The sequence below is a fragment of the Halopenitus salinus genome, from assembly GCF_042662125.1.
Taxonomy (GTDB): Archaea; Halobacteriota; Halobacteria; order Halobacteriales; family Haloferacaceae; genus Halopenitus; species Halopenitus salinus.
This window is the reverse complement of the sequence record NZ_JBHSXL010000010.1, coordinates 53,714-79,786: the sequence shown is the minus strand read 5'-3', so window position 1 is coordinate 79,786 and position 26,073 is coordinate 53,714. Positions and strand designations below refer to the sequence as shown.

At 70.9% G+C, this 26,073-nt stretch carries 24 protein-coding genes; 6 read left to right on the top strand and 18 right to left on the bottom strand.

The genetic code is table 11. The features are described 5' to 3' along the window. Window positions 1-141: 141 nt before the first annotated feature. Genes ACFQE9_RS13765 through cobN form a run of 3 tightly spaced genes read right to left on the bottom strand, consistent with a single transcriptional unit; the run spans window position 142 to window position 5,760 of the window. Window positions 142-969 carry a cobalt-precorrin-7 (C(5))-methyltransferase gene (locus ACFQE9_RS13765; RefSeq protein ID WP_379745871.1) on the bottom strand — a complete coding sequence of 276 codons (828 nt, stop codon included), beginning with the start codon at window positions 967-969 and terminating at the stop codon, window positions 142-144. After that, window positions 966-1,718 carry a precorrin-8X methylmutase gene (locus ACFQE9_RS13760; protein ID WP_379745868.1) on the bottom strand — a complete coding sequence of 251 codons (753 nt, stop codon included), beginning with the start codon at window positions 1,716-1,718 and terminating at the stop codon, window positions 966-968. Before ACFQE9_RS13760 ends, ACFQE9_RS13765 begins: the two co-directional genes overlap by 4 nt. Continuing rightward, entirely contained in the window at window positions 1,708-5,760 is a 4,053-nt protein-coding gene (cobN, locus tag ACFQE9_RS13755) for a cobaltochelatase subunit CobN (RefSeq protein ID WP_379745865.1), read from the bottom strand. Before cobN ends, ACFQE9_RS13760 begins: the two co-directional genes overlap by 11 nt. 34 nt (window positions 5,761-5,794) lie before the next feature. On the opposite strand from cobN, the gene ACFQE9_RS13750 reads away from it, so the two are divergent. The 4 genes from ACFQE9_RS13750 to ACFQE9_RS13735 all read left to right on the top strand — a co-directional run bounded on the left by ACFQE9_RS13750 (window position 5,795) and on the right by ACFQE9_RS13735 (window position 9,704). Further along, complete coding sequence (locus ACFQE9_RS13750) at window positions 5,795-8,170, top strand: VWA domain-containing protein (RefSeq protein ID WP_379745862.1); 2,376 nt, start codon at window positions 5,795-5,797, stop codon at window positions 8,168-8,170. Window positions 8,171-8,272: 102 nt separating this feature from the next. Beyond that, window positions 8,273-8,494: a CbtB domain-containing protein gene (locus tag ACFQE9_RS13745; protein WP_379745859.1), complete on the top strand. Its 222-nt coding sequence runs from the start codon at window positions 8,273-8,275 to the stop codon at window positions 8,492-8,494. Window positions 8,495-8,496: 2 nt separating this feature from the next. Then, complete coding sequence (locus tag ACFQE9_RS13740; RefSeq protein ID WP_379745856.1) at window positions 8,497-9,351, top strand: CbtA family protein; 855 nt, start codon at window positions 8,497-8,499, stop codon at window positions 9,349-9,351. Then, window positions 9,351-9,704 carry a (2Fe-2S) ferredoxin domain-containing protein gene (locus ACFQE9_RS13735; protein WP_379745853.1) on the top strand — a complete coding sequence of 118 codons (354 nt, stop codon included), beginning with the start codon at window positions 9,351-9,353 and terminating at the stop codon, window positions 9,702-9,704. Before ACFQE9_RS13740 ends, ACFQE9_RS13735 begins: the two co-directional genes overlap by 1 nt. A gap of 159 nt (window positions 9,705-9,863) precedes the next feature. Here ACFQE9_RS13735 and ACFQE9_RS13730 read toward each other — a convergent pair whose 3' ends face one another. The 10 genes from ACFQE9_RS13730 to ACFQE9_RS13685 all read right to left on the bottom strand — a co-directional run bounded on the left by ACFQE9_RS13730 (window position 9,864) and on the right by ACFQE9_RS13685 (window position 18,439). Beyond that, entirely contained in the window at window positions 9,864-10,235 is a 372-nt protein-coding gene (locus tag ACFQE9_RS13730) for a DUF3209 family protein (protein ID WP_379745850.1), read from the bottom strand. A gap of 80 nt (window positions 10,236-10,315) precedes the next feature. Beyond that, a complete protein-coding gene (locus ACFQE9_RS13725) occupies window positions 10,316-11,515 on the bottom strand; it encodes a CbiX/SirB N-terminal domain-containing protein (RefSeq protein ID WP_379746032.1) in 1,200 nt (399 codons plus the stop codon). Window positions 11,516-11,592: 77 nt separating this feature from the next. After that, entirely contained in the window at window positions 11,593-12,327 is a 735-nt protein-coding gene (locus tag ACFQE9_RS13720; protein WP_379745847.1) for a cobalamin biosynthesis protein, read from the bottom strand. Next, entirely contained in the window at window positions 12,320-12,661 is a 342-nt protein-coding gene (locus ACFQE9_RS13715) for a ferredoxin (protein WP_379745844.1), read from the bottom strand. Before ACFQE9_RS13715 ends, ACFQE9_RS13720 begins: the two co-directional genes overlap by 8 nt. Next, on the bottom strand, window positions 12,651-13,724 hold the full coding sequence (gene cobJ, locus ACFQE9_RS13710; protein WP_379745841.1) for a precorrin-3B C(17)-methyltransferase: 1,074 nt from the start codon (window positions 13,722-13,724) through the stop codon (window positions 12,651-12,653). The genes ACFQE9_RS13715 and cobJ overlap by 11 nt, the downstream gene beginning before the upstream one ends. A 2-nt stretch (window positions 13,725-13,726) precedes the next feature. Next, the gene (locus ACFQE9_RS13705) at window positions 13,727-14,686 is read right to left on the bottom strand and encodes a precorrin-3B C(17)-methyltransferase (protein WP_379745838.1); all 960 of its coding nucleotides are present in this window, start codon (window positions 14,684-14,686) and stop codon (window positions 13,727-13,729) included. 1 nt (window position 14,687) lies between these two features. Then, on the bottom strand, window positions 14,688-15,803 hold the full coding sequence (cbiG, locus tag ACFQE9_RS13700; RefSeq protein ID WP_379745835.1) for a cobalt-precorrin 5A hydrolase: 1,116 nt from the start codon (window positions 15,801-15,803) through the stop codon (window positions 14,688-14,690). A 25-nt stretch (window positions 15,804-15,828) separates the two neighbouring features. Then, complete coding sequence (locus ACFQE9_RS13695; protein ID WP_379745831.1) at window positions 15,829-16,875, bottom strand: cobalt-precorrin-4/precorrin-4 C(11)-methyltransferase; 1,047 nt, start codon at window positions 16,873-16,875, stop codon at window positions 15,829-15,831. After that, window positions 16,872-17,735, bottom strand: a complete 864-nt coding sequence (locus tag ACFQE9_RS13690) for a cobalt-factor II C(20)-methyltransferase (protein WP_379745828.1) — start codon at window positions 17,733-17,735, stop codon at window positions 16,872-16,874. Before ACFQE9_RS13690 ends, ACFQE9_RS13695 begins: the two co-directional genes overlap by 4 nt. Then, on the bottom strand, window positions 17,732-18,439 hold the full coding sequence (locus tag ACFQE9_RS13685) for a hypothetical protein (protein ID WP_379745825.1): 708 nt from the start codon (window positions 18,437-18,439) through the stop codon (window positions 17,732-17,734). Before ACFQE9_RS13685 ends, ACFQE9_RS13690 begins: the two co-directional genes overlap by 4 nt. A gap of 148 nt (window positions 18,440-18,587) precedes the next feature. On the opposite strand from ACFQE9_RS13685, the gene ACFQE9_RS13680 reads away from it, so the two are divergent. Further along, window positions 18,588-19,403: a DUF7839 domain-containing protein gene (locus ACFQE9_RS13680; protein WP_379745822.1), complete on the top strand. Its 816-nt coding sequence runs from the start codon at window positions 18,588-18,590 to the stop codon at window positions 19,401-19,403. A 34-nt stretch (window positions 19,404-19,437) separates the two neighbouring features. On the opposite strand, the gene ACFQE9_RS13675 is transcribed toward ACFQE9_RS13680, so the two are convergent. Then, a complete protein-coding gene (locus ACFQE9_RS13675; RefSeq protein WP_379745819.1) occupies window positions 19,438-20,148 on the bottom strand; it encodes a cyclase family protein in 711 nt (236 codons plus the stop codon). Window positions 20,149-20,385: 237 nt separating this feature from the next. On the opposite strand from ACFQE9_RS13675, the gene ACFQE9_RS13670 reads away from it, so the two are divergent. Next, window positions 20,386-21,399: an agmatinase family protein gene (locus ACFQE9_RS13670; RefSeq protein WP_379745816.1), complete on the top strand. Its 1,014-nt coding sequence runs from the start codon at window positions 20,386-20,388 to the stop codon at window positions 21,397-21,399. Between the two features lie 22 nt (window positions 21,400-21,421). Here the strand turns inward: ACFQE9_RS13670 and ACFQE9_RS13665 are convergent, their stop codons facing one another. Genes ACFQE9_RS13665 through ACFQE9_RS13650 form a run of 4 tightly spaced genes read right to left on the bottom strand, consistent with a single transcriptional unit; the run spans window position 21,422 to window position 26,068 of the window. Beyond that, window positions 21,422-22,636 (bottom strand): M20 family metallopeptidase, encoded by a 1,215-nt coding sequence (locus tag ACFQE9_RS13665; protein ID WP_379745813.1) that lies wholly within the window; start codon window positions 22,634-22,636, stop codon window positions 21,422-21,424. Continuing rightward, complete coding sequence (dapF, locus tag ACFQE9_RS13660) at window positions 22,633-23,721, bottom strand: diaminopimelate epimerase (RefSeq protein ID WP_379745810.1); 1,089 nt, start codon at window positions 23,719-23,721, stop codon at window positions 22,633-22,635. Before dapF ends, ACFQE9_RS13665 begins: the two co-directional genes overlap by 4 nt. After that, a complete protein-coding gene (gene lysA, locus ACFQE9_RS13655; protein ID WP_379745807.1) occupies window positions 23,718-25,232 on the bottom strand; it encodes a diaminopimelate decarboxylase in 1,515 nt (504 codons plus the stop codon). Before lysA ends, dapF begins: the two co-directional genes overlap by 4 nt. Continuing rightward, window positions 25,229-26,068 (bottom strand): 2,3,4,5-tetrahydropyridine-2,6-dicarboxylate N-succinyltransferase, encoded by an 840-nt coding sequence (locus tag ACFQE9_RS13650; protein WP_379745804.1) that lies wholly within the window; start codon window positions 26,066-26,068, stop codon window positions 25,229-25,231. The genes lysA and ACFQE9_RS13650 overlap by 4 nt, the downstream gene beginning before the upstream one ends. Window positions 26,069-26,073: the final 5 nt, after the last annotated feature.

Below are 26,073 nucleotides of genomic sequence, written 5' to 3'. Positions count from 1 at the left end.
AAGTTCGTTTGCTAACCACGAGGAAGGCGGATCTAAAATAGGTTGTGGTCGGACGACTCGAACTCCCGAGATCCGCGAATCGAGAGGTCCGGAAGTGGCACCTATCGAAGCGAACGAACTCGAGGGAACGACCGTATCGGATCAGCGGTCGGCGCGAACCGCGAGCACGGACAGATCCGAGAACCGCGACTCGTCGGGGGACGGGTCCGCCGACGCATCCGTTCTCGCCCGCTCGGCGAGTTGGCCGAGGGTCGTGTGCGTGATCGCCTCGTCGTCGTGGGTCAGTCGCTCGAGGACGAGCGCGTCGAGGTTCGCGGACGCGCCGGCGTCGAGGAGGTCGGCGGCGACGTCCTCCGGCATCAGGTCGTAGGGGCGCGGCAACACGAGCAGGTGGCGATCGCCGACGTCGCGGCGAATCCTCGCGAGGTCGGCCTCCAGGTCGCCGCTCTTGTGCAGGGTGACGAAGGTCGTCTCCTCCATCGGCGTGCGCGCGCGACTGGCCGCGACCTGTAGCGAGGAGATCCCCGGTATCACCCGAACCGGGCGGTCGACGGCGGCCTGCACCTTGCCGACGAACTGGTAGCCGGAGTGGTTCGGATCGCCCATCAAGAGCGCGGTTCCGACCGCGCCGTCGGCGACGCGGTTCGCGAAGGCGTCGAGCGTCTCGGCCTCGTCGCGGTACCCGCAGGTGAGGACCTCGGCGTCGACGGCCATCGCCTCCTCGAGGAACGCGACGACGGTCTCGAAGCCGACGACGACGTCGGCCTCGCGGACCGCTCGCCGCGCGCGCGGCGTCAGATACTCGGGATTCCCCGGGCCGATCCCGACCGCGTGGACCGGTTCACGGTCGTCGGGCGTCGGTTCGTCCGTCGTGGGTTCGTTCGTCGACGAGCCGAGATCCGACTCCGGCGCGGCCGCCGCGAGGGCCGCGGGATCCGGTCCGGACTCGAGATCGTAGTCGTCGCTCATCGGAGATCGGCCGCCCACTCGGCGTCGATCGAGCCGTCGCGGACGTCGCTCGCGACGTGGACGAGCTCGTTCGTCAGGCCGGCGGCGAGCCCGCTACCGCCGCGGCGTCCGACGTTCGAGATCGCGGGCACGCCGTGTTCGGCGGCCACGGCACGCAGACGCTCGCGGCTCTCGGCGGCCTTCACGAACCCGACCGGCGTGGCGACCACGACGGCGGGGCGGGTGCCGTCCTCGATGCAGTCGGCCAACGCGAGCGCGGCGGTCGGCGCGTTGCCGATCACCGCGATGGCGTCGTCGTAGACGCCCTCCCGGTCGAGTTCGAGGACGGACGCCGCGGTTCGTGTCATTCCCGTCCGCTCGGCCAGCTCGGCGCCGTTTCCGATGGCCTTTCGCACCGGACAGTCGTGGCCGCGGCCGGTGATCCCCGCCTTCACCATCGTGATGTCGGTCACGATCGGTCGCGACTCGAGGACCGCCCGCGCGCCGGCGCGGACCGGCGCATCGTCGGTCGGTCCGGTGAACCGGACGAGGTGCTGGAACTCCGGATCGCCGGTCGCGTGAACTGACTTCCCCCTGATTCGGTCGGCGATCGTCTCCTGGGGGACGAGCTTTCGGACCCGGTCCATGCTGGTCTCCGCGATCTCCATCGCGTTCTCGGTGGTCGCGCCGAGGTCGGCGTACTCGTCGAAGGTATCCTCAGAGGACACACCTTCAGTCGTTCCGTCGCTCGATGCACCCTCAGTCGTCATCGCTCGTCACCTCCGCAGCGTCGTGGTCGGACGCGCCCGATCCGCTCTCTCGTGCCTCCAGGTCGCCGTCGACCCGGAGGTTGACGTCGCGGATCCGGTCCTCGGTCGCGGCGTCCGCGTCCCACAGCCCGCGGTCGATCGCCTCGAGGAGCGTGTCCGTGATGCTCTCGAGGGCCCACGGGTTCACCTCCCGCATCCACTCGATCCGGTCGGGATCGAGGGCGTACTTCCCCGCGACGTCCGCCCACAGCGCGTCGCTCACGACGCCGGCGGTCGCATCCCACCCGAGGACGACGTCCACGGTCGTCGAGAGGTCGCCGGCGCCCTTGTAGCCGTGTTCTCGCATGCTGTCGATCCAGTTCGGGTTGAGCACCCGGGCGCGCATCGCCTTGCGGACCTTCTCCTCGTTCGTGTAGACGGAGACCGCGTCCGGATCGCTCGAGTCGCCGACGTAGGAGGCGGGCTCCTCGTCGGCGATCTCGGAGACGGCGGTGATGAACCCGCCGTGGAACGCGTACCAGTCGGAGCTGTCGAACTCGTCCTGTTCGGCCGTATCCTCGATCTTCACCGTCGCCTCCACGTTTCCGAGACGGCGCTCGAAGGCGTCGTGGGCCGCGGAGACGCGCCCGCGCTTGCCGAGCGCGTAGCCGCCCCACTGGGTGTAGACGTCGGCGAGATCCCCGCGGTCCTCCCAGTTCCCCTCGTCGACCGCCTTGTTCGTCCCCGCGCCGTAGCCGCCGGGTTTGGTCGTGAACACGCGGTGGGCCGCGGCCGCCTCGGGGTCCTCCGCGCCCTCGACCTCCAGCCGCTCCGTCTCCTCCTCGACGTGTTTTTTCACGTAGTTGCGGTCGTGGGGCTCGTCGAGTTCGACGACCGCCTCGACCGCGTCGTGGATCACGCCGGCCGCCTGCGGGAAGGCGTCGCGGAAGAGCCCGGAGACGCGGGTCGTGACGTCGATCCGCGGCCGGCCGAGCTCCTCGAGCGGGATCGGATCCACGTCGTCGACCCGACCGGCGTCGGTCCACTGCGGCTCGACGCCCATCAGGGCGAGGACCTGCGCGATCGTCTCGCCGCGGGTCCGAACGGTGGGGGTACCCCAGGCGACCACGCCGATCTCCTCGGGGTACTCGCCGCGCTCCTCGCGGTGGCGGTCGGCGACGCCCGCGGCGACCTCGCGGCCCACCTCCCAGGCGCTCCTGGCCGGCACCTTCCGGGGATCGAGCGTGTAGAAGTTGCGCCCGGTCGGCAGGAGGTCGACGCCGCCGCGCGTGGGCGCGCCGCTGCCGCCCGGCGGGACGTACTCGCCGGAGAGCGCGTCCGCGGTTCGGGGAATCTCCGTTTCCGCGCCCTCGACGCGTGGGGCCACCTCCTCGCAGACGAACGCGAGCGCCTCGCGGAGGTCCTCGTGTGCGCCCGGCTTCGCGCGGGCGTCGCCGATCGGGTCGAGATCGACGACGAGGAGGTTCATGTTCACCTCGCGGTCGTCCCCGGTACTCCCCGGTTGTGCGTCCTCCTCCACGCTCTCGCTCGCGTTCGCGTCCCTCTCGGCCGTCGCGCGGTCCCTGCCGTCGACCTCCGAGTCGGGCACGTCGAAGCCGCGTTCGGCCAGGGTGGAGACGAGGTCGAGGCTCGTCTCGTGGACGACGTCCGCCGCCGCCGAAAGCGTCATTCCGAGGTCCTCGTCGTAGGTTCCCGGCTCCTCGAGCATTCGTTCGTGATCGACCCCGAGGACGCCGGCCACGCTCTCGCGGAGGCTCGGTCCGCCGGGGTTCTCCAGGCGCGTGAGCGCGACGAGGTACTCGACGAGTCGATCGTCGGCCGGCGGCTCGCCCATGGTGTGAAGTCCGTAGCGGATCTGGGTCGTCTTCACGTCGGTGAGGTACTCGTGGACGCGCTCGACGAGTTCGTCGACGTCGAGGTCGTCGCCGTCGACGTCGCCCTCGGCGAGCGTCGAGCCGGCCTCCTCGGGACCACGAACGTCGGCCCGGTCGTCGATCGTTCCCTCGATCCCGAGCTCGACCGCGAGGTCGAGGTCGTCGACCGTCTCCCGGAGGAGGCGCTCCAGGTGCTCGCCGTCGTCGGTGCGAGCGTCCTCCATGCCGGCCTCGCGGTAGCGGTCGGCCAGCTCCTCGAGCTCCGCGAGCTCGTCGTAGGTGCCGGCGTTGCCCATCACCGGCGTGAGGTGGTCCACGATCGCGGCGTACGAGCGCCGCTTCGCCTGGGTCCCCTCGCCGGGGTTGTTGATCACGTACGGGTAGACGTTCGGCACGTCGTCGATCAGCCCGTCCGGCGCGCTCTCGCCGTCGAGCCCGACCGTCTTGCCGGGCAGCCACTCCAGGCTGCCGTGGGTGCCGAGGTGGACGACCGCGTCGGCCTCGAAGGCGTTGCGCAGCCAGGCGTAGAACGCCACGTAGTCGTGCGGGGGCTGGAGGTCGGAGTCGTGGTAGACCTTCGAGGGATCCATCCCGAACCCGCGGGGCGGCTGGACGGTGACGAGCACGTTCCCGAACTCGACGCCGGGGATCGCGAAGGGTCGATCGGGGGGATCGCCCCACTCCTCGAGGACGTTCTCCCGCAGCGATTCGTCGAGGGCGTCGAACCACTCGCGGTAGCGGTCGGTGGGGACGACGTCGACGCTCGCCTCGCGGACGTCCTCGGGAGCCACCCACCGGGAATCGAGAGTCAACTGGTCGGTCAGCCGGTCGATGAGGTCGGCGCCGTCGACGGGCGGGCCCGCGCCCGTTCCGGTCTCGTCGGGTCTCGCCTCGTCATCGCCGAGATCGTACCCGCGGTCGGAGAGCTCCGAGAGGAGGTTGACCGTGCTCTCGGGGGTGTCGAGCCCGAAGGCGGTTCCGATGCCGTCGTCGCTCGGCGGGTAGTTGTGGAGGACGACCGCGACGGACTTCTCCGCGTTCGGCGTGTGTCGGAGTTCGGCCCAGTTGACCGCGAGGCGGGCGGCGTGGTCGACCCGGTCGTCGATCGGGAAATGCTGTTTCGGCGCCGTGCCGATGTCGGCGTCGTCGTCGGTCCGCTCCTTGCCGCTTATCGGGTGGGTGATGACGTTTCCGTCGAACTCCGGGAGCGCGACCGAAAGCGCCAGCTCGAAGCCCATCACCCCGGTGTCGCTCGCGTCGTATCGCGATCGCGAGCGCATCGTCGTGACCGTCTGGATCACGGGCACGCCGAGGCGGTCGAGGAAGACGTCCTCGGCGGAGTCGCCCTCGTCGCTCGCCTCGCGCCCGCGCTCGTCCATCGCCAGCGAGAACATGAACGACGAGAGGACGGCGTCGACGACCGGCTCGTCGTCAGCATCGACGAGCCACTCGTCCGTGACGCGTTCGGCGTCCCAGCCCCCGTCCTCCTCGGAGGCCGGGTTACAGAAGATGGGGAGCGCGTTCGCGCCCTGCGCCTCGAGCGCGTGCACCTGCGCGTCGACGTATCGCAGGTTCTCGTGGGTCCAGTGGGACTCGTAGAACCAGACGGCGACCGTCGGCGACTCGGGATCGTGGGTCGCGAGCAGCTCGTCGTAGCTCGCGCCGGGGTGATCCGGGTGGTAGACCCCCTCCGTCGGCAGCGCGACGGGGTCGTCGTAGGGACGGTCCTCGTCGTCCGCGGCGTCCACGGCGGACGCACCGACGTCCTCGGAGCCCGCGTACTCGTCCACGAGGAACCGCAGGCAGTTGGCCACGTTGACGGTCCCGCCCCTGTCGAGGTACTCGTAGACGCGCTCGCGGGCGGCCGAATCGACGGTGGTGTCCTCCATCGCGTAGGCGTCGCCCGTGGACTTGACCACGAGCGGCACGCCGGCCTCCCGCAGCCGGTCGACGGCGCTCTCGTAGCCGGGCATGCTCCCTTCGGAGCCGTGGAGCCAGCAGATAACGGCGGTCGCGTCGGTCAACTCGTCGACGAAGGCGGCTGCGTCGGTCTCGTCGTCCAGGTCGCTCGCCGACCGCACGAGGAGGTCTGCGTCGACCTCCTCGGCCGCCCGCCCGATGGACCCCAGTTCGTTCTCGGTCGCGGTGTAGATCCCGATGGTTGGCATAACGTTGTTAAACCTCCGTGAGTCTAAGACAAGTATGATTGATTTAGGAGAGAACAAAAAGGCTTCGCACGATCGGGGCGAAGCGCCCTCGTTCGCCGGGATCGTCGGTCAGGGGGAACTCAAGCGCGGTTTACTCGCCGTCGCGGCCGACGACGACCTCGACGGTCTCCTGATCCGCGGCGAAAAGGGGACGGCGAAGTCGACCGCCGTCCGGGGGCTCGCGGACCTCCTCCCGACGCGGACGGCCGTCGCGGGGTGTCCCTACGGCTGTCCGCCCGCCGATCCCGACCGACAGTGTGCGGACTGCCGCGAGCGCGCACGAGCAGAACTCGAGACGGTCGAGCGTCCGGTTCCGCTGGTGACGCTCCCGCTGAGCGCGACCCGCGAGCGCGTCGTGGGGACGCTGTCGGTGGCCGACGCGCTGGGCGGCGACTACGAGTTCGATCCGGGGCTCCTCGCGCGGGCCAACCGCGGGATCCTCTACGTCGACGAGGTGAACCTCCTCGAGGACCACCTCGTCGACACGCTCCTCGATGCGGCCGCGAGCGGGGTGAATCGGGTCGAGCGCGACGGGGTGAGCGTGTCCCACCCCGCGGAGTTCACCCTCGTCGGGACGATGAACCCCGAGGAGGGCGACCTCCGTCCCCAACTTCGCGACCGCTTCGCCCTCCAGGCGACCATCGAGGGATGTCGTTCTATCGACGATCGGGTGGCGATCATCGATCGGGCGCTCGGTCGGTCCGGGGACGGCATCGACCGCGAGGAGGCGACCGACTCCACGACGCAGTCGGCGTATCGCGACCGGCTCGAACGCGCGCGGCGGCGACTCCCGGACGTCACGCTGCCTCGATCGCTTCGAGAGGAGATCGCGGAGCTGTGTCGCGACGCCGGGATCGAGGGACACCGCGGCGACATCGCGACCGCACGCGCCGCCCGGACGTTCGCGGCGCTCGAGGACCGCGGCCGCGTCATCGAATCGGACGTCCGGGAGGCGGCCTCCTTCGCGCTCCCGCACCGCCTGCGGTCGCGCCCGTTCGAGGAGGCGCCCGACGCCGAGGACCTCATCGACGATCACTTCGATGACGCCGACTCGTCGGACTCGGAACGCGGGGAGGACGGCGGCGACCGAGGGGACGGGAGCGCGAAGGGGGGAGACCACGAGCACGATCCGACGGATCGCGAAGGTGGCGATGGGGAGCGAGCAGGCGGCGACGAACGAGGAGGCGACGATCGGCCGGACGGCGAACGAGGAGGCGACGATCGAACGGGCGAGCCGGACGAGGACGGAAGGGACCGATCAAACCGGAGTCGGACCGACGGTCGCGACCCCGGAGCCGAGCCGAGCGACGGACCATCGGCGGAGTCGGTCGCGGGCGAGTCGACCCTACCGGGCGAGGAATCGACCGCGGACGGAGAAGATACGGCCGATCCGAACGGAGGAGGGGCGGACGAATCGGGCGAGAGAGAGGCGGGCGAATCGGGCGAGAAAGACGGAACCGGCGACTCGCACGCACCGCGGCCGGGCGACGCGGGGGAACGCGGCGGGGACGTCGGATCGGACGGACCGGAGGCGACGCCCGTCGTCCCGGGCGAGTCGCGCGTCGGGATCGAGCCGGGGAGCGCGCCCGACCTCTCGGTTTCCGAGCCGATCGACGCCGGGAGGGGCGACGTCGGCGGCGGATCCGGCTCGCGATCGCGCCCGGGCGTCCAGGGGACCGATTCGGGACCGCGGATCCGATCCGAGCCGGCGGGAGGGTCCGAAGCGTCCGACGTGAACGTCGGCGCGTCGCTCCGAGCGGCGACCCGCCGCGGGTCGGATTCGATCGAGTCACGCGACCTCCGGCGGTCGGTCCGACGCGGGAGCGCGGACGCGCTCGTCGCGTTCGCGATCGACGCCAGCGCCTCGATGCGCCCGGCGATGCGCGCGGCCAAGAGGACGGTTCTCGAGCTGCTCCAGGACGCCTACGAGCACCGCGACGAGGTCGCTGTGGTCTCCTTCGCCGGCTCCGGGGCCGACGTGTTGCTCCCGCCGACGGACAGCGTCGAGCTGGCCGCCCGACACCTCAAGGACGTGCCGACCGGCGACCGGACCCCGCTTTCCGCGGGACTGCGAACGGTGGGTGAGGTCCTAGCCCGGGCCGAACCCGCCGCGAGCGTCGTCGTGGTGGTCACGGACGGTCGGGCGAACGTGGCCGACGGCAGCCCGAGCGCGGAGACGCGCGAGGCGGCGCGCGAACTGGCGGCGACGGGCACGCACGTGGTGGTCGTCGACGCCGGGGATCCCGAACGGGACGACCGTTCGAGTCTCGTCGACGTGATAGTCGAGGAGACCGCCGGCGAGCGCGTCTCCCTGGCGGCGCTTTCGGCGGACCGGATCGACGCGACCGTCGGAACCGTTCACGAGGGGTGACGGGACGTCGGGTCCGACGGTCGCGTCGATCGAACACAATTCGATCGTCGTTCACTCGAAAGTTTTACAATCTTACTTGATGTTGTGCAAATCGTATTTATCATGACGACCGCGATCGACGCCACGACGGAGGCAGCCGGCGCGACGCCGGAGACGGTTCACGGACGGATCGAACGCTCGCGGGTCGAACTCACGCCGACGCAGATCGCCCTCGGGGTTCTGCTGGTCGCGGCCCTCGGGTTCGCGCTGTTGTTCCTCCAGGAGCCGATGGCCCACGACTCGTTGCACAACTTCCGACACGCCGCCGGCGTCACCTGCCACTGAGGATGTTCGCCGAGTACGTTCTCCGCGGCGTCAAGGCGGGGCTCGTCGCGGGGCTCGTCTTCGGCCTCTTCGTCGCCGTCGTCGCCAACCCGCTCGTCGCGTTCGCCGACGAGCTCGGCCACGGCGAGGCGGCGATCGAGGCGGACGGCGACCCCGGTGCTGCCGGTGCGGATCACGACCACGACGGGAGTAGCCACGACGCCACGGACCACGGCGTCGTCGGTGAGACGGGCCACGACCACGGCGTCGTTTCGGCGACGACCACGAGCGTCGTGAGCATCGCCTCGAGCGTGCTCTGGGGGGTCCTCCTCGGCGCGGTGGTATTCGGGGGCGGGTTCTACCTGCTGGAGCCGGTCCTCCCGGGTGATTCCGGATCGGCGACCCCTGACGTAGCCGCCGGCTCCGCCGGTTTCCTTTCGGCCTCCGTGGCGCCGTGGCTCGTGTTGCCGCCGCAGCCGCCGGGCGCCCGACAGTTCCTCGCCGTGTCGACCCGCGTTCGCCTCTACGCCGGTATGGTGGCTCTCGGCGTCGTCTGTTGTCTGCTCGCGCTGTACACCTTCGATCGGCTCTCGCGACGGGACCGGCGGTCGACGACCGTCGCCGCGGCCGCGGCGCTGGTGCCGTTCGGGCTGCTCGCGGTTCCCGTAGTTCTCGCGCCCGCGAACCCGGTCGAGAACCCGCTTCCCGCGGAGCTGTCGGCCGGGCTGGTCGGGCTCACGGTGTTCGGACAGGCGCTGCTGTGGGCGGTCCTCGCGGGCGCCCACGCGTGGCTGCGACGCGAGTCGTCCTCGCCGCCCGCCGACGATCGACGCGCGGCCGGATCGACGAACGGCGATCGAGTTCCGAGCGCCGACTGATGCGGGACCGGACCAAGGACGTCCACGCGAACGGATTCACGGACCACGTGTTGGTCTGTACGACCGAGCGCGACTCGGAGTACGCCTGTTGTGGGGACGCGGGCGGCGAGGCCGTCCTCGAGGCGGTGCGGACGTGGCTTCGCGACCGGGACCTCTACTGGTCGAGCGTCCACGTCGCGGAGACGAGCTGTCTCGGCCTCTGTAGCGAGGACGGCACCGCGGTGGCGATCCACCCGCGGAGCCGCTTCTACTCGGACGTGACGCCCGGCGACGTCCCCGACCTGCTCGCCGCCGAGTTCGGCGACGAGGGCGGGCTGATCGAGGAACCGGATCCGGGGCGAAGCTCGGCGTAACGTCGAGATCTCGGAGAAGCGCGACTTCGAATGGGTGCGGTTCCGTCAAAAGTTCGCGAGGACGGGAGGGTGCGTTTCTCGACCGGCGGCGTTAAATTCCTCGACCGGGAGTCGTCACCTTCTCGACCGAAAATCGTCAACCACCCGGCCGCAAACCGCTCACTCCTCGGCCGGGAACGTCTCGTGGAGCACGTCGTGGGCGTCCCCGAGTCCATCGAGGAGGCTCTCGCCCTGGTCGGTCAGCCGGCGCACGGCGCGTTCGGCGTCGCGAACGGCGACGAGCCGGCCGCGCAGGTAGTCGTACTCCGGATCGGCGGAATCGGTCTCTGCGACCTCGGCCTCCAGGTCGACGAGGGCCGCATCGAGGTGACGCTCGATCGCGTCGAGCGTCTCCGCGTTCGCGAGCGCCTCGATCGGACCCTCCAGATGGCCCTCCAGTTCGGCCTCCGCGTGTTCGCGGGCGGTTCGGTCCTCGGTGCCGAGGACGTTCATCACTCCGAGTCGTAGCGCTTCGAGTTCGTGACAGCTCATGTGTGTGGATGTTCCGTGTGTCCGGTAAGTGGTTCGCAAGTCGTTCGTAAATGTTCGTATCGGTCCGTCCTATCGTGGCCTCACAGCGTGACGTCGACCAGATCGGAGACGATCCGTCCCCGATCGAGGTGCGAGGAGACGATTCGTCCGGCGTCCGATTCGTCGACGTCGCCGTACCAGACGCCGTCGGGGTAGACGGCCACCATCGGCCCGTCGCCGCAGCGTCCGAGACACGACGATCGGGTGATGCGCGCCTCGCAGGCGTCCGAGTCGCGAACGGCCTGGCGAAGGCGCTCGAGGACCGCCGGCGCCCCGTCGGCCGCACAGGTCTGGTTGGTACAGACCGCGACGTGCGCGTCGGGCGTATCGTGGGCGTGGGGATCGTCGTCGACGTCCTCGCGATCAGCGTGCGACTCGCGGTGGGTCACGGCCCGCAACATCGCACGGGCGCCGCCGACGTCCTCCTCGTAGCCGTCCAGCTCGACCTTGTGCTTGCAGGTGTCACACGACATCTCGACGCTTCCGGTCCGGGCAGCCTGCCAGCGGTCGCCGAGGACGTCGAGCAGCCGCGAGTCGGTCCCGAGCGGATCGCCGGCCGCGGCGTCGACGTAGGGGTACTCCGCGTCGAACTCGGCGGCCCCCTCGCGAATGCGCTCCGTCAACACGCCGTCGCCGAGCATGTACGGGAGCACGACGACCGCGTCCGGCCGGGCCGTGGCGACCCGATGGAGCGTCTCCTCGAGGCGAGGCTCCGTCACGCCGATGAACGACGCGGCGACGCGATCGAAGGCGCGCCCCTCCCGGAGCAGCCGGGCGAGCTTGTGGACGTCGCCGTTGGCGTCGGGATCGCTGGATCCCCGGGCACAGAGGACGACCGCCACCTCGTCCTCGTCGCGATCGGCGCCCAGTTCGGCCTCGACCGCCGCGGCCCGGTCGTCGAGCAGGTCGACGATGGCGGGATGGATCCCCAGATGCGACCCGTTGTGGATCTCGACGTCCGGATGCGCCGACCGGGCCGACCGAACCGCGAGCGGGACGTCGGCCTTCACGTGGCTCGCCGCGAAAAGCGACAGCTGGACGACGGCGATCCGCGAGACGCTCGCCGCGAGCCCGGCGATCGCCTCGTCGATCGACGGCGACGCGAGCTCGATGAACCCCGCGTCGACGGGGATGCCGAGCCGGTCCTCCAGGCCGGCCGCGAGCTCGCGAACCTGCTCGTTCGACCGTTCGCGCCGCGAGCCGTGGCCGACGAGCAGCACGGCCTCCTCGTCGGGGTCGATCGGGGATGCCGACGCGCTGGAGGGGTCACCGGACCGGGACGAACCGTCCCCGAGGCCAACGGCGTCGGAACTCGTCGTCACGGTGACTCCTCCAGCTCGCCCACCGCCGCCCCGGTCGCGCGCTCGACGCTTCGTCGGAGCTTCGCGCGCCGGTCGTCCGCGTACAGGCCGGACTCGTCGCTCCCGGCGTAGACCCACTCGGCGAACCCGGCGACGTCGGCTTCGTCGGCCAGTCCGAACCAGTAGCCGCCCGAGGAGGTCTCGGAGAGGTCGTCGCTCGGGGCGTGCACCTCGGCGGCCGACAGCTGCGAGCGGATCGTCTCGAGGAGCGCCCGGTCGTCGTGGACGAACGAGACGCCGACGGAGGCCGACGACTCGCGGAAGCAGACGGTGCCGCAGGCCTCCAACAGTCCCCGAACGAGCTGCCGGCGGTTCTCACGGAAGGCGTCGAACCGGTAGCCCCCCGGTTCCCCGTCGATCGGGAGTCCGAACGCCGCGCTGGCGCGTTCGGCCGGCGCGCCGACGACGCGGATCTCGTGTTCGTCCTCGAACCGGACGATCGAGGCGTCGTGGGCCGACTCGCGAGCGGCGACGCGGTGGTCGGTCCCGGTCCGGCTCGTCCCCGCGACCGCCGCGAGCGCGTCCGCGGCGGTCTCGTCGCCGGCGCGCGTCGTGATGGAGGTTTCGGTCAGTTCGCCGTCGCCGGCCACGCGACCCCAGAAGTACGCCGTCTCCGGACCCGAAGCCAGCAGGTCATCGACGGGCTCGATCGCGTGAGTCCCGCCGGCAGGGGACGGATCGGCGTCACTCATCCGCGACCACCTCGATCGTGTCGTTCTCGGGGACCTCGACCTCGATCGCGTCCACCGGACAGGCCGCCGCGGCCCGCTCGGCGTCCGCGAGCCGATCGTCCTCGAACCGGGCGACGACGGTTCCGTGCGATTCCCCGTCGGCGTTCGTGGGTTTACCGGCCGGGCCGGCTCCCTCGATCGCCGCCAGTCCGTCTGCGGCCTCGCGGAATCGGTCGTCGCGGACGAGACAGGCGAAGATCCCCTCACAGGCGTCCCGGTCGAGGGTGACGCGGTAGGCCTCGCGGTCGTGATCTGCCTCCGTCGTCTCGCTCCGGTGGGAGGATTCAGTAGTCATACTTGGACTCGTAGCCCCGCGGCGTCACCATCCGGTCGTCGAAGACGTAGGTCTCCTCGTTGCCGACGAGGATCGTGGTCGTCATGTCGATCAGATCGCTCTCGCCGAGCTCCTCCAGCTCGCCGAGTTCGACGATCTCGACGCGTTCGTCGTCGCGGCCCGCGCCGTGGACGACGCCGACTGGCGTCTCCGGGTCGCGGTGTTCGAGCAGGATCTCACAGCACGTCTCGAAGTTCTCGCGGCGCTTGCGGCTCCAGGGGTTGTAGATCGCGATCGTGAACCCCTCGGGGGCGACGGCGTGGAGCCGGGATTCGATCTCCGACATCGGCGTCAGGTGGTCCGAAAGCGAGACGCTGACGGTGTCGTTGACGAGGGGGGCGCCGAGCCGGGCGCCACACGACTGGGCCGCGGGAACGCCGGGGACGACCTCGAAATCGACCGCCGAGGCGGTCGCGCCCTTCGACTCGAGGATCTCGAGCGCGAGTCCCGCGAGCGCGTAGACGTTCGGGTCGCCGCTGCCGACGATCGCGACGTCGTTGCCGGCGAGGGCCCGGTCTATCGCCTCCTCGGTCCGGGAGACCTCCCCGCACATCGGCGTGTCGTAGAGCTCCTCGGCCGACTCGGTCACCTCGTCGGGGAGCAGCTCGATGTAGGTCGTGTAGCCGACGACGTGTTCGGCCTCGAGGAGCGCTCGACGGGCGCGCGCGGTCATCCCCTCCGGCTCGCCGGGGCCGAGCCCGACCGCCACGAGGCGGCCCGGGTCGCCCTCGAAGTCGTCGACGGTCGACTCCACCCGCTCGTCCGTGGCGTCCCTCTTCGACGTAGCCGTCGAGCCGCCGCACGTCGACTCCGAACCCGCACTCGAACTCGGGTTCGACGCTCCGCAGGCGGACCCGGAGTCGTCGTCGGTGGCGGAGCTCGCCGCGCCACAGGTCGACGCGGAGCTGCCGGAGGCGGCGGTCGATTCGTCGTTCGTTTTCGTCGCGTCGATCGCGTCGGTCGCGTCCATCGCATCGGTCGTATCGGTCGATTCCGTCGTGTCGGTGGCGTCGTTCGTGCTCATGATCAGAAGTCGTCGACGTCACGCCCGCCGCGCGGGGTGACGAGGTGTTCGCCGTGGTCGTTCTCCCAGACGGTCGTCTCGTGGGTGCCGACGAGGATGGAGGTCCCCATCCCGCCGACCTCCTCGTCGTGCGCCGTCGCCTCGCCGAGGGTGGTGATCGTGTGGGTCTCGTCCTCGAGGTTGCGCCCGGCGTCGCCGCGGCCGGCGTCGTTGAAGATGCCGACCGGCACGTCGTCGGAGCGCTCCTCGCGGATCACCTCGATCGCGCGCTCGTAGTCGCGCCAGCAGTTGTAGAGGACGATCACGAACCCGCTGATCGCGGCCGCCCGCAGCTTCTCCTCGATCTCCTCCCAGCCGCGCCACTTGTCCGAAAGCGAGACCGTACAGAAGTCGTTCGACAGCGGCGCCCCGAGGTTCGCGGCCCCGCCGAGCGCCGCGGTCACGCCCGGCACCACCTCGATCGGGACGTCGCGGGCGTCCTCGGCGTCGGCCATCGTGAACAGCAGGTCGCTCTTCCCGTAGACGTTCGGGTCGCCCCCGGAGACGTGCGCGACGTCCTCGCCGGCGCGCACGCGCTCGAAGGCTTCCTTCGCGAGCTCGATCTGGCGGCCCATCGACGACCGAACGAGCGTCTGTCGGGTCCCGTTCGGACGCTCCAGGACCGTCCCGGTTCCGGTTCCGGTCCCGGCCCCGTCGCCGTCGTCGCCGACGGATGCGGTCGCCCCGCCGTCCGTGGCCGCGGGATCGCCCGCCTCCTCGACCGCCGCGCTCTCGGGCGGCAGGGTCCCGTCGCGTCGCAGGAACTCCTGATAGAGGTTCGAGGCGATCACGCAGTCGGCGGTGGCGATCACGTCCCGTGCTCGCTGGGTCATCGCGTGCGGGAGTCCGGGGCCGATCCCGACGACGTAGAGGGTTCCGAGGTCGGCGTCGGCGACGGCCGATTCCGATTCATCAGCCGCCATTCTACCGCCCCACCGCCACGGTCACGGCGTCGTCGAACCGCTCCTTCTCGCGGGCGAGTTCGTGCTCGCGGCCGCCGGCGATCGCCGACGCCTCCGCGATGCCCGGCCAGCCGATCAGCTCCTTCGAGCGGGACGGCGAGGGACCCTCGAACTCGAGGAGCGTCTCCTTCTCGAAGAGCACGACGCCGGCGCCGATCGCCTCCGCCGCCGCGTAGAGCCCCTCCTCGCCCTCCTTTCTGGTCCCGGTGGCCACGAAGTCGACGTTCTCGACCGTCAGATCGAGGTCGTCGAGGGCCCTCTCCCAGGCGTCGAGGACCTGCTCCTCGTCGACGCCCGAGACGGTGCCGGTGCCGAGGACGACGCGGTCGTCGGCGTCAGTCGCATCGTCGGCGCCGTCCGCATCGTCGGCGCCGCTTCCGCCGTTCCGCTTGAGGACGGTCACGTCGTCGTCGACGAGGACCGCCCGCGGCCCGTCGAGGCGCGCGACCGGTCCGAGTTCGTCGTTGAGGACGGCGAGGTTCGTCGCCACCGTGGAGTCGCCGTTGACGACGTGGCTGTCGAGCGCCTTCGCCCTGCTCTCGACGCCCTGTTTGCCCGCCGCCTCGCTCGCGGTGGTCATCGCCGGGACCGCGCCGAGCTTCGAGAGATCGTGGGCGACCTGGTTCGCGCCGTGGTGGCCGCCCGTGATCGGGATCGCCCAGGTGAGCGCCTCGTCGACGACCACGATGGCGGGGTCGTCCCACTTGTCGTCGAGGAGGGGTGCGGTCTTTCGCATCGCGATCCCCGAGGCCATGAGCCCGACGAAGCAGTCGTACTCGCCCCAGTGTTCCGCGAAGACGTCGCCGTGGTACTCGATGACGTCGATGCTGTCGTACTCGTCCGCGAGACCGTCGACGATCTCCTCGGCCGTCTCGAGCTTGCGCTCGAAGCTCACGATCGCGATCTCCTCCGCCACCTCGCCGTCCGAGTCGGGGGTGGAACAGTGGCCGCCGGAATCGTCGGCGTTCGAGCCATCGGCGTTCGGGTTGGCGGCGTTCGATCTGCCGGTGTTCGAGCCGTTCGATGCGTCGTCCGTCGTCGTGCCGGTATCGGTGTCGGCGTCTGTGTCCGTACTCATCGGTGAATCGGTCGGGTCATGGTGATCAGTCGTCCGCCTCGTTCGCTTCGCTCGTCCCGGTCGTACCGGCCGCGTCGGCCGTTCCCGGCGCGTCATCGTCCCCGGTCGCGCCGTCCACATCGCCGGCGTCGGCCGCCTCGTTGGGATCGTTCCCCTCGGCCGCATCCGATCCGCGGTTCGCCCAGTCGCCGTACAGGTACGACCGTTCGTAGCCGGTCTTGCGCGCCGCGTCGCCGATCACGACGAGCGCGGAGGCGCGGTAGCCCGCCTCCTCGACCGCCTCGCCGATCGTCTCGATCGTCCCCTCGATCACGTCCTCGTCGGGCCAGGAGGCGTGATAGACCACGGCCACCGGCGTCTCGGGGTCGTGGCCGTCCTCGAGAAGTCGGTCCATCGTCTCGGGGATCGCGTGGGTCCCGAGGTAGATGCAGGTCGTCACGTCGCCCATCTCGACGAACTCGCCGATGTGGTCGTCCTCGGGGTCGAGCGTCCGGCCCTGCGGGCGGGTGAACGCGACGTGGTTGGCGACGCCGTTCAGCGTGAGCTGGGTTCGAAGGGTCGCGCTGGCGGCGAACGCCGAGGTGACCCCCGGGACGAGGTAGGTGGAGACGCCCTCGTGTTCGAGCGCGTCCATCTGCTCGAGGGCCGCACCGTAGATCGCCGGATCGCCGCTGTGGAGGCGGACCACGTTCCGTCCCGCCTCGTGGGCGTCGCGCATCAACGGGATCAGCTCCTCGAGGTCCTTGCCGACGCTCGAGACCAGCTCGGCGTCTGCGCAGTACGCCTCGAGCAGCTCGCTGTTGACGAGCGAGCCGGCGTGGACGACGAGGTCCGCCTCCTCGACGAGCTCGCGTCCCGTCACGGTGAGCAGTCCCGGATCGCCGGGACCGGCCCCGATGAACGGGATCCCCTCCCCGACCTCGCCCGCGGTTCGTTCCTGGATCCGGGGATCGCGTCCGTCCGCCTCGGCGGCCGTCCGGGCGTCGATCGCCTCCTGCGGGTCGGTGGCGTCCTCGGTGTCCCCGGTGTCCCCGGTGTCCCCGGCGTCGGGCGAGCCTCCCGACCCCGTCATCGTGATCGCCTCCTCCGGAGGGCGGACCCGAGGCCATCGACGGCGACTCCGCTTCCGAGCGCGACGTCCCCGCATGCCTCGCTTTCGGCGATCTCCTGACGTTCGACGTCGGTTCCCGCGGCGTCCGAGTGCTCGCTCGATGTGACCTTCGGTCCGTCCGTCACGCGCCCCTCCGACTCGAAGGCCGCGGTCGCCGGCAGTTCCGAATCGAGGTCGCGCCGTTCCGCGTACGCGAGCGTGTAGTAGTCCCGGTCGGCGAGCTCGTCCGGCTCGTCCGTGACGACCGTCTCGCCCTGCTCCATGTAGAGCCGGCGACCGTAGACGACGTCGTAGCCCGCCGCCTCGAGCTTCTCGTGGGTCGCGGGGACGTCCGTGACCTTGAACAGCACCATGCGGTCGGGGCCGGTCGGGGCCGCGCCGCGGGCCGCCTCCCGGAGCGCAAGGCTCGACCCGGCCGCGACCTCGACGCCGAGCGCGGTGGTGAAGGCGGTGACGGCGCTCACGCCGGGGACGACCTCGACGTCGACGTCGGGGTGAAACGCCGAGAGCGTTCGCCGGAGGTGGCCGAACGTCGAGTAGACGTTCGGGTCGCCGAGGGTGACGAACGCCGCGGTCCCCTCGCGAGCGCGCGGGGCGATCTCCGCCGCGGCCTCCCGCCAGGCGGCCCGGAGCTCGTCCTCGTCGCGCGTCATGGGGAAATCGAGGTCGCCGATCCGCGAGTCCGGGACGTGTTCGGTCGCGACGGACCGCGAGAGGCGCCCCGGCGAGTAGACCACGTCGGCGCGCTCGAGGACCTCCCGACCCCGGACGGTGAGGAGGTCGGCCTCGCCCGGGCCGAGGCCGACGCCGTAGAGGGTCATCGATCGCCCCCGTCGCCACGAACGCCGCCGTCGGCGGCGACCTCGCGGTCATCGACGCCGCCGATCAGCATGTAGACGGGGTTGTCCGACTCGAAGCTCGTCGCGCCGGCCAGCTCGTAGCCGTGGCTCACCTGGAACTGCAGCACGTCCTCGAGGAGGCCGCGCTCGCGAAACGCCTCGGTGGCGGCGCCCGCGACCTCCAGCCGGGAGACGTTCATGATCACGCGGTCGACGCCGATCTCGACGGCGCGGTCGAGCACCGCCTCGTAGTTTCGACTGCCGCCGAGAAAGAGCGCGTCGGCGTCCCCGGGGATCCCCGCCGGCGCCTCCGCCTCGCGGACCTCGACGGCGGCGTGATCGGGGGTGGCAGGATCAGGGGCAGCGTGATCGGAGGCGGTGGCGGCAGTGGGCCCCGACCCCTCACCCACGCCCGCGGATCCGCCGTCGGCGGCCGGAACGTCCTCGACCGCGATGCCGTTCGCGTCGAGATTCTTGCGGGTGACCGCCGCCCGCTCGGGTTTTCGTTCGATCGCCGTCACTCGGCCGGCCCGACGGGCGGCCTCGACGGTGACGGCGCCGGTACAGGAGCCGATCTCCACGAAGTGGTCGCCGGCGTCGAGATCGAGCGTGTCGATCAGGACGGCCCGCACCGCCGGCTTCGTCGGCCCGGCCTTCGCGTCGTGGGGAAGCGAGACGTTCGCCATCGGCGTATGCAACTCGGGTGAACCCTAAAACAATTTTGGTTGTATTAGTGCTAATGAGTTTGTTCAAAACCGGCCCGAACCGACGATCGGAACAATCTCGTCGGTATTCGACCAAAGGTATTTGAGTTGGACGGACGGAACTCGGGTAATGCCGGGGAACGCGGAGACGACCGAGGAGTTCGGCGTGCTCCAGAGCAAGCGGAACGCCACCAGGTACCAGATCCTCGTGGAGATCGCCGAGCGCCAGCCGGCGGTCAACCAGCGGGAGATCGCCGACGCCATCGGCATCACGGCCCAGGCAGTGAGCGACTACCTGCGCGATCTGATCGAGCAGGGCTACGTCGAAAAGCACGGCCGGGGTCGCTACGAGGTGACGAAGGAGGGCGTCGACTGGCTGATCTCCAAGACCGAGGAGCTGCGCGGGTTCATCACCCACGTCTCCGAGGACGTGATCGGTCAGGTGGAGATCGAGACGGCGATCGCGGCGACCGACCTCTCGGAGGGCGAGACCGTGACGGTGACCATGCGCGAGGGGATCCTCCACGCGATGGCCGGGGACACCGGGGACGCGACCGCGGTGGCGGTGACGGACGCCGAGGCGGGCGAGGACGTCGGCATCACGGACTTCGAGGGCGTCGTCGACTACGATCTGGGGTCCGTGACGGCCGTCTCCGTGCCGCACGTCCGCGACGGCGGCAGCCACGCGGTCGATCCGGACCGGATCGCGGGCCTCGCCGACGACCACGACCTCGTCGCGGTCGCGGGCGTCGAGGCGCTCGTCGCCGCGCGGACGGCCGACGTCGAACCGGACGTCCGCTTCGCCACCGCGAGCGCGGTCCGGGAGGCCGCGACGAGGGGACTCGACGTACTCCTCCTCGCGACGGCCACCCGGCTTTCGGCACACACCGACGAGCTCCGCGACGGGAACGTGAGCTACGAGGTCGTCGACGCCGCCGAGGAGTAGGCGGAGCGACGCGAGAAAACGCCGAATAGACTCTTCACGGCACGTGCGCGACCGCCCGCACGGGCGCCCCGTCGCCGTCCGCGATCGGGAGCGGGAACGCAAGGAGGGTGAACCGCTCGGGAAGCCCCGTCAGTCCCGTCAGATTCTCGATGATCGGGAGGTCGGCCCCGAGGAGGGCGTGATGGACGGGAACCCCGTCGGGCTCGTCCGGGTCGGCGTTCGCGGTCGGGGTCGGATCCGGGTTGAGGGCGTCGACGGCGACGCCGCAGTCCGCCTCCCGAAGGCGGCGTGCGGCCGCCGGCGAGAGGTAGGGGTGATCGAGATACCGATCGTCCGTGCTTCCTTCCGGCCCGGCGGGCGCGTCCGCCTCCTCCGGCCTTCCGCCGGTCCAGTACTCGTCCCAGCCGGTCCGCAGGACCGCGAGGTCGACATCGGGGTCGTCGATCGAGTCCGGAAGGCGGTCGGGCCCGAGCGCCTCGCGCGGCGAACACGGCGTCAGGTCGCGAAAACACGCGGTGAACACGTACTCGCCGACCGCTCGGTCGTCCAGGGTTCCGCCCTCGGGCTCGGTGTGACCGGGCGCATCGATGTGGGTGCCGGTGTGGGACCCACACCGGATCTCCCGGACAGAGAAGCCGTCCTCCGGTATCGTCGCCGCCGGCGTCACGGAGACCGCCGGGTCGCCGGGGAACGTGCGCATGCCCGTCTCGATCGGGTGAGAGAGGTCGCGGTACTCGTCGGCCATGGCCGGGCTTCGGGAGCCGACTCCAAGTAGGTGTCTCCACGGAGACGTCTCCAAGCCGCTGGGCGCTCGAGAGAGGCCGGAGTTCCGACCCGTGGATGGCGCAGAAAGGATTAACGGAGCGCCGCGCGCAGTTGGTGGCAACGTATTACCACCCATGATCGACACGAGACGAGCCCGCCAGGACGGGAGCGAACGAGCGAGACGGGACGCAAACGCCGGAACGACGGAGGGGAGCGCGTGACGCGAGAGACGCGGGAGACGCCCGCCGAGGCGTTTCGCGCCTCCCATCCCGCCTCGGCGATCGACCTGCCGTACGCCGGCATCCCGACCTTCCTCGACGCCGACCACCGCGACGTCGGCGAGCTGGAGGGATACGACGCCGGCGTTCTGGGGTTCCCGTACGACGGCGCCGTGAGCAACCGTCCGGGGGCACGATACGGCCCCCGAGCGGTGCGGGAGGCGAGCGGCTGGTGGGCGTACCTCTCGGGGTACAAGGGCGGGTTGACGAACATGCGGACCGGCGAGTCCGTCGACTTCGGCGATCTCGCGGTGGCCGACTGCGGGGACGTTCCGGTCTTTCCGATGGATCACGAGACGACCGCCGAGAGCATCGCCGCCCACGTCGCGACGGTGGCCGAGCGGGCGCTGCCGGTCTCGATCGGCGGCGACCACTACTGTACGTATCCGGCCTTCCGCGGGTTCGCGGAGGGCGCCGGCCACGACGACGTCGGCCTCGTCCAGATCGACGCCCACACGGACACCGTCTCCGAGAGCCCCCTCTTCGGCCGCGAGTTCCACGGATCCAGCACCGCGTTGATCGCCGACTCGCCGTACGCCGACTTCGAGACGGTGAGCCAGGTGGGAATTCGCGGCTACGAGTCCCCGGAGTTCCTCGAGTTCGCCGAGGAGACGGGCCTCAACCTCTTCGCGATGCCCGAGGTCGACGATCGTGGCATGACGTCGGTGATCGAGGAGGCGGTCGCGGCCGCGGGCGACGGGACCGACGCCGTCTACGTCACCTTCGACATCGACTCGGTCGACCCGAGCGTGGCGCCCGGAACTGGAACGCCCGAACCCGCCGGCCTCTCGGCGTCGCAGGCGCTCGCGGCGATGGAGACCCTCGGCGCACACGAGGCCGTCGGCGCGGTCGACCTGATGGAGGTCGCCCCGACCCACGACCCGGCGGGCAACACCTCGCGGCTGGCGGCGAACCTGCTCGTGGCGTTCCTCGAGCGGAAGTTCGCGGTCTAGGCGAGGATTTCGGACTGCCGATTTACGCCGCGTCCCGATCGTCCTCGAGAAGCTCCGAGAGCGTCCGGGCGACGGCGCGACCGGCCCACTCGACCTCGCGCACGCGGACGTACTCGCGCTCGGAGTGAGCGACCGCGCCCGTCTCGTCGGCCAGATCGCCCGGCCCGAAGACGACCGTCGGCGCCGGCGAGAAGTAGGACGCCTCCGTCGCGGCCGAGAAGGGACGGACGGTGCCGCCGCGGTCCGGAGACTCGCTCTCCGTTCCTCCCGGACGCGTGGCGTCGACCGCCGCCCGAAGCGTTCCGACGAGTTCGTGGTCGGGATCGGTCGAGAACGCGGCGAGGAACGGCGACTCCCGGTCGGTGAGCCGGAACTCGACGCCGACGTCGTCGGGAACGGCCGCGCGGACGTCGAGTTCGAGCGACTCGCGGAACTCCGCCGCCGTCTCCGGCGGGATGGACCGGCGGTCGACGACGATCGCACACCGGTCGGGCACCTGGTTCGTCGCCTCGCCGCCCTGGATCGTCGTCGGCGTGAGCCGCGCCTCGCCGAGCTGCTCGTGTGGCGATCGGGCGAGGTCGAACTCGCGGATCGCACGCAGGGCACCCTCCGCGGCCGCGACCGCGTTCGTGCCCGCGGATTCGGCGGCGTGAGCCGTCTCGCCGCTCAACTCGATCGTCCCCTCGAAGCGACCCTTCGCGGCCGTACAGACGTCGAGTCCGGTCGGCTCGCCGACGACGTACAGATCGCCGTCGAGCGAGTCCTCGGTCCCCTGCAGCCCCCCGGTGAGCGCCGCGGCCCCGAGCGAGTGGACCTCCTCGTCCGGCGTGATCGCGAGCGTGAGCCGCCCGCGGTCGGGGTCGGCGGCGAGGAATCCGACGAGAAGTGCCGCGAGCGGCCCCTTCGCGTCACAGGAGCCGCGTCCGCGGATCACGTCGACGCCCGACTCGCCCGCCACGGTCGCGTTCCGATCGCGCTCGAAGGGGACGTGCGGCGTCACCGTGTCGATGTGGGTGTTACAGACGACGTGCGGCCCCGCGTCGCGGTTCGAGGACGACTTCTCGGCGAGGACGTTTCCGGCGTCGTCCACGGTCGCGTCGGCTCCCCGGTCCTCGAGCGTCGCCACCAGAAACTCCCGCATCTCGGAGACGTCGCGGTGGGAGGGCGTTTTGACCGCCTCCTCGAGGAACGCGATCGGATCGAAGTCGCCGTGTGTAGTCTCCTCGGGCCCGTTCATCGTGGATCGGTCGTCGTGGACCCGCATCCGGGATCGGGGCCGGGATCGACGGCCGGCCTGGCGTCCGCCTCCGTTTCGGGGTCGACGTCGGGGTCGACCGCCGCCTCGCCCGAGAACTCCTCCGTGACCGGACCGGCGAGGGTGGCCGGACCGCCGTCGGGAACCGTGATCTCCAGTTCGCCGCCCGGGGGTCGCGCGCGGATCCGCGTCGAGTCGACGAGCCCCAGCCGGCGCGCGACGGCCGCGATCGCGACCGCGCCGGTGCCACACGAACGGGTCTCGCCCTCGACGCCGCGTTCGAAGGTGCGCTGGCGGAACGTCGGGACGAGGCCGTCGAACTCCCGGTCGTCGTCGTCCGGCGCGTACTCGACGCGCTGTGCGAGGTTGACGTTCGCCCCCTCCGGGAAGACGTCGGCGTGGCGCACCGGCTCCGCGACGGCGTCGAGATCGACGTCGTCGATATCGGTGATCGCGTCGTTCTCGTCGACGTCCCCCGAATCGGGTAGATCCTCCACGAACGCCACCGCGTGCGGGACGCCGGTGTTCACCGCCGAGACGGGGAGCCCCTCGATCTCGGTGCGAAGCAGCGGCTCGTTAGGATCCGTGGCGCTCCCGCGAACCGCGGGATCCGAGGAGCGCGATCGATCGACGGGGACGCCAGCCGGGTCGAACCGCGGGATCCCCATCTCGATGGTCACGTCGCGCCCGTTCGCGTCCACTGCGGCCCGCCGGTCGCCGGCGAGCGTCCCGATCACGAACTCGGCCTCGCCGGTCCGGTCGAACGCCCACGCGGCGACGACGCGCGCGCCGTTGCCGCACATCGCCGCGGTCGAGCCGTCCGGCTGGACGAGCGACATCGTCACCCGCGTCGGGTCGGGCGCCATGTCGACCTCGAGGAACAACACCCCGTCCGCCCCGCGGCGCCCCTCGGGACTCTCGATGCCCGTGTCGCGATCGCAGTGGGCGATCGCGAAGGCCCTTCGACCCTCCTCGTCGAGGCCGGCCCGGTCGGCCGCCTCGGCGTCGACGACGAGAAAGTCGTTTCCGGTCCCGTGGTACTTCCTGAACGCGATCGTGTCGGTCATTCCTTGGATCTCCCGTCGTCCTCAGGGGTGGCCGCATGGCCCGCCCGTCGCTCGACCGCGGTCACGTCAGCGATCGTCTCGCGGTCGCGAACGAGTCGCGCGACGTCGTCCGAACCGCTCGGTGCGTCGCCAGCGCCGCTTTCGGCGCCGCTTTCGCCGATCGCGACCTCGGCCGGCCGTGGTCTGGAGTTGTACTGGTTCGCCATCTCGTAGCCGTACGCGCCCGCGATGCCCACGGCGAGGAGGTCCCCGCGTTCCGGCGCCGCGAGCGGTCGGTCCTCACAGAACACGTCGGCGCTCTCACAGATAGGTCCTGCGACGGTGACCGGGATCGTCTCACCGTCGTCGGCGTCAGAGTCTCGGTCGACGACGTCGCTGCCTTCGCCTCGTTCGTCGAACCGCGTCGAGCAGTTGCGGATCGGGTGATAGGCGTCGTACATCGCCGGACGGAGCAGGTCCGTCATCCCGGCGTCGACGCCGGCGACGGTCGTCTCGGGGGCCGGCTTGACCGTGTTCACGCGCGTCAGGAGGACGCCCGCGTCGGCGACCACGTAGCGTCCGGGCTCGATCGCGAGCCGGACGTCGTGGACGGGGTCGTCGCTGTCGCTGGCGCCGTCCGTGATCGATCCGAGGGCGTCCCGCGTCGCCTCGGCGACCGCGGGGAGGTCGAGGGGCGGCTCGTCCTCACGATAGGGGACGCCGAACCCCCCGCCCACGTCAACGTACTCGAGTTCGACGGGCACCTCCCCGTCGTCCGGGTCGACGAGCGAGCGCGCGAGCGCGCCCATCCGCGAGACGAGCTCGCGGTGGCGATCGAGGCCGTCGGCGTCGATCCCCGACCCCGCGTGGGCGTGGATCCCGACGACCTCGAAGCGCTCCGTCGCCTCGCGGGCGACCGCGGCGGCGCGGTCGTAGGGGACGCCGAACTTGGCGTGGGCACCCGTGCGGACCTTCTCGTGGTGGCCCGCGCCGACGCCCGGGGTCACCCGGATACAGACCCGGCCGTCGTAGCCGCGCTCCGCGAGGCGGTCGAGGGTGTCCACCGCGCCGACGGTGACGGTGAGGTCCGGCCGGTCGCGCCAGCGCGAGACGACCCGATCGAGATCGCGGGCGGGCGGGTTGACCGCGGTGTAGTGGACCCGATCGCCGGGGAAGCCGGCCGCGAGGGCGCGCTCGACCTCGCCGGCAGAGGCGCACTCGGCCTCGAGGCCGGCCGCCTCGACCGTTCGCAGGACGGCCTGCCCGGTGTGGGCCTTGACCGCGTACCGGACGTCGGCGTCCGAAAACGCCGAACGGAGCCGTTCGCAGTTCTCGCGGACCCGATCGAGATCGATCACGTAGAGGGGCGTGTCGTACTCGCCCGCGAGAGCGCGGAGGTGTCCCGCGTCCCAGTCCGCGAGTCGCCGGACCGGCGGTCCGCCGCGGCCGTCGACAGCGCCATGGCTGCGACTGGCGCAGCCATCGGCCGCCCCGTCCGTCGACGATTCGGCCGCCTCCCCCGGATCGCTCATTCGCGCAGGGCCTCCTCCCGCTGAGTGGCCTCCAGCGTCTCGGTCTCGACGTCGGTCGCGACCACGGCGGGCTTGTAGGCGCCGCCCTCGAGGAGGTCGTGGTCGCTGATCGACGACTCGACCATCCGCGTGAACGCGCGGCGGTTCGCCGGGAGGTGGCCGTAGACGACCTCCTCGTCCACGAGGTCGTAGACGGGGATCCGCGGCGTCAAGAGGGTGTTCTCGCCGACGATCGAGTTCTCGCCGACCCGGAACCCGGAGGTGACCCGACAGCCCGCGCCGAGGGCGACGCCGTCCTCGATCACGACCGGCGCGTCCTCGACCGGCTCGAGCACGCCGCCGATGAGCGTGTTCGCGCCCAGCTTGACGTTCTCGCCGATCTGCGCACACGACCCGACCGTGTCACAGGAGTCGACGAGCGTCCCGTCGCCGACGCGGGCGCCGACGTTCACGAACGAGGGGCTCATCATGATGCAGTCGCTTCCCAGATGTGCGCCGCGTCGGATCACGGTCCCGTCCGGCGTGTTGCGCGTGCCGCGCTCGCCGAGATCGTCGGTCTCGCGAAGCGGGAGGACGTCGTGGTAGGTGACGTCGCCGTAGGCGCGCGCCTCGGTCTCGCGGAGCCCGAAGTTGAGCAGGATGCCGCGTTTCACCCAGGCGTTCGCCTCCCAGGAGGTCACGTCGTCGCCGGTCTTTTCGGCCGCCCGGACCTCGCCGGCCTCGAGCGCGTCGAGGAAGGCGTCGAGGGTCGCCTCGTCGTCGCCCGTGGTCTCGTCGGCCGAGAGTCCGTCGTCGTAGCGCTGCCAGAGGTCGTTCACGTCGGCTCGAAGCGTCATGTGCG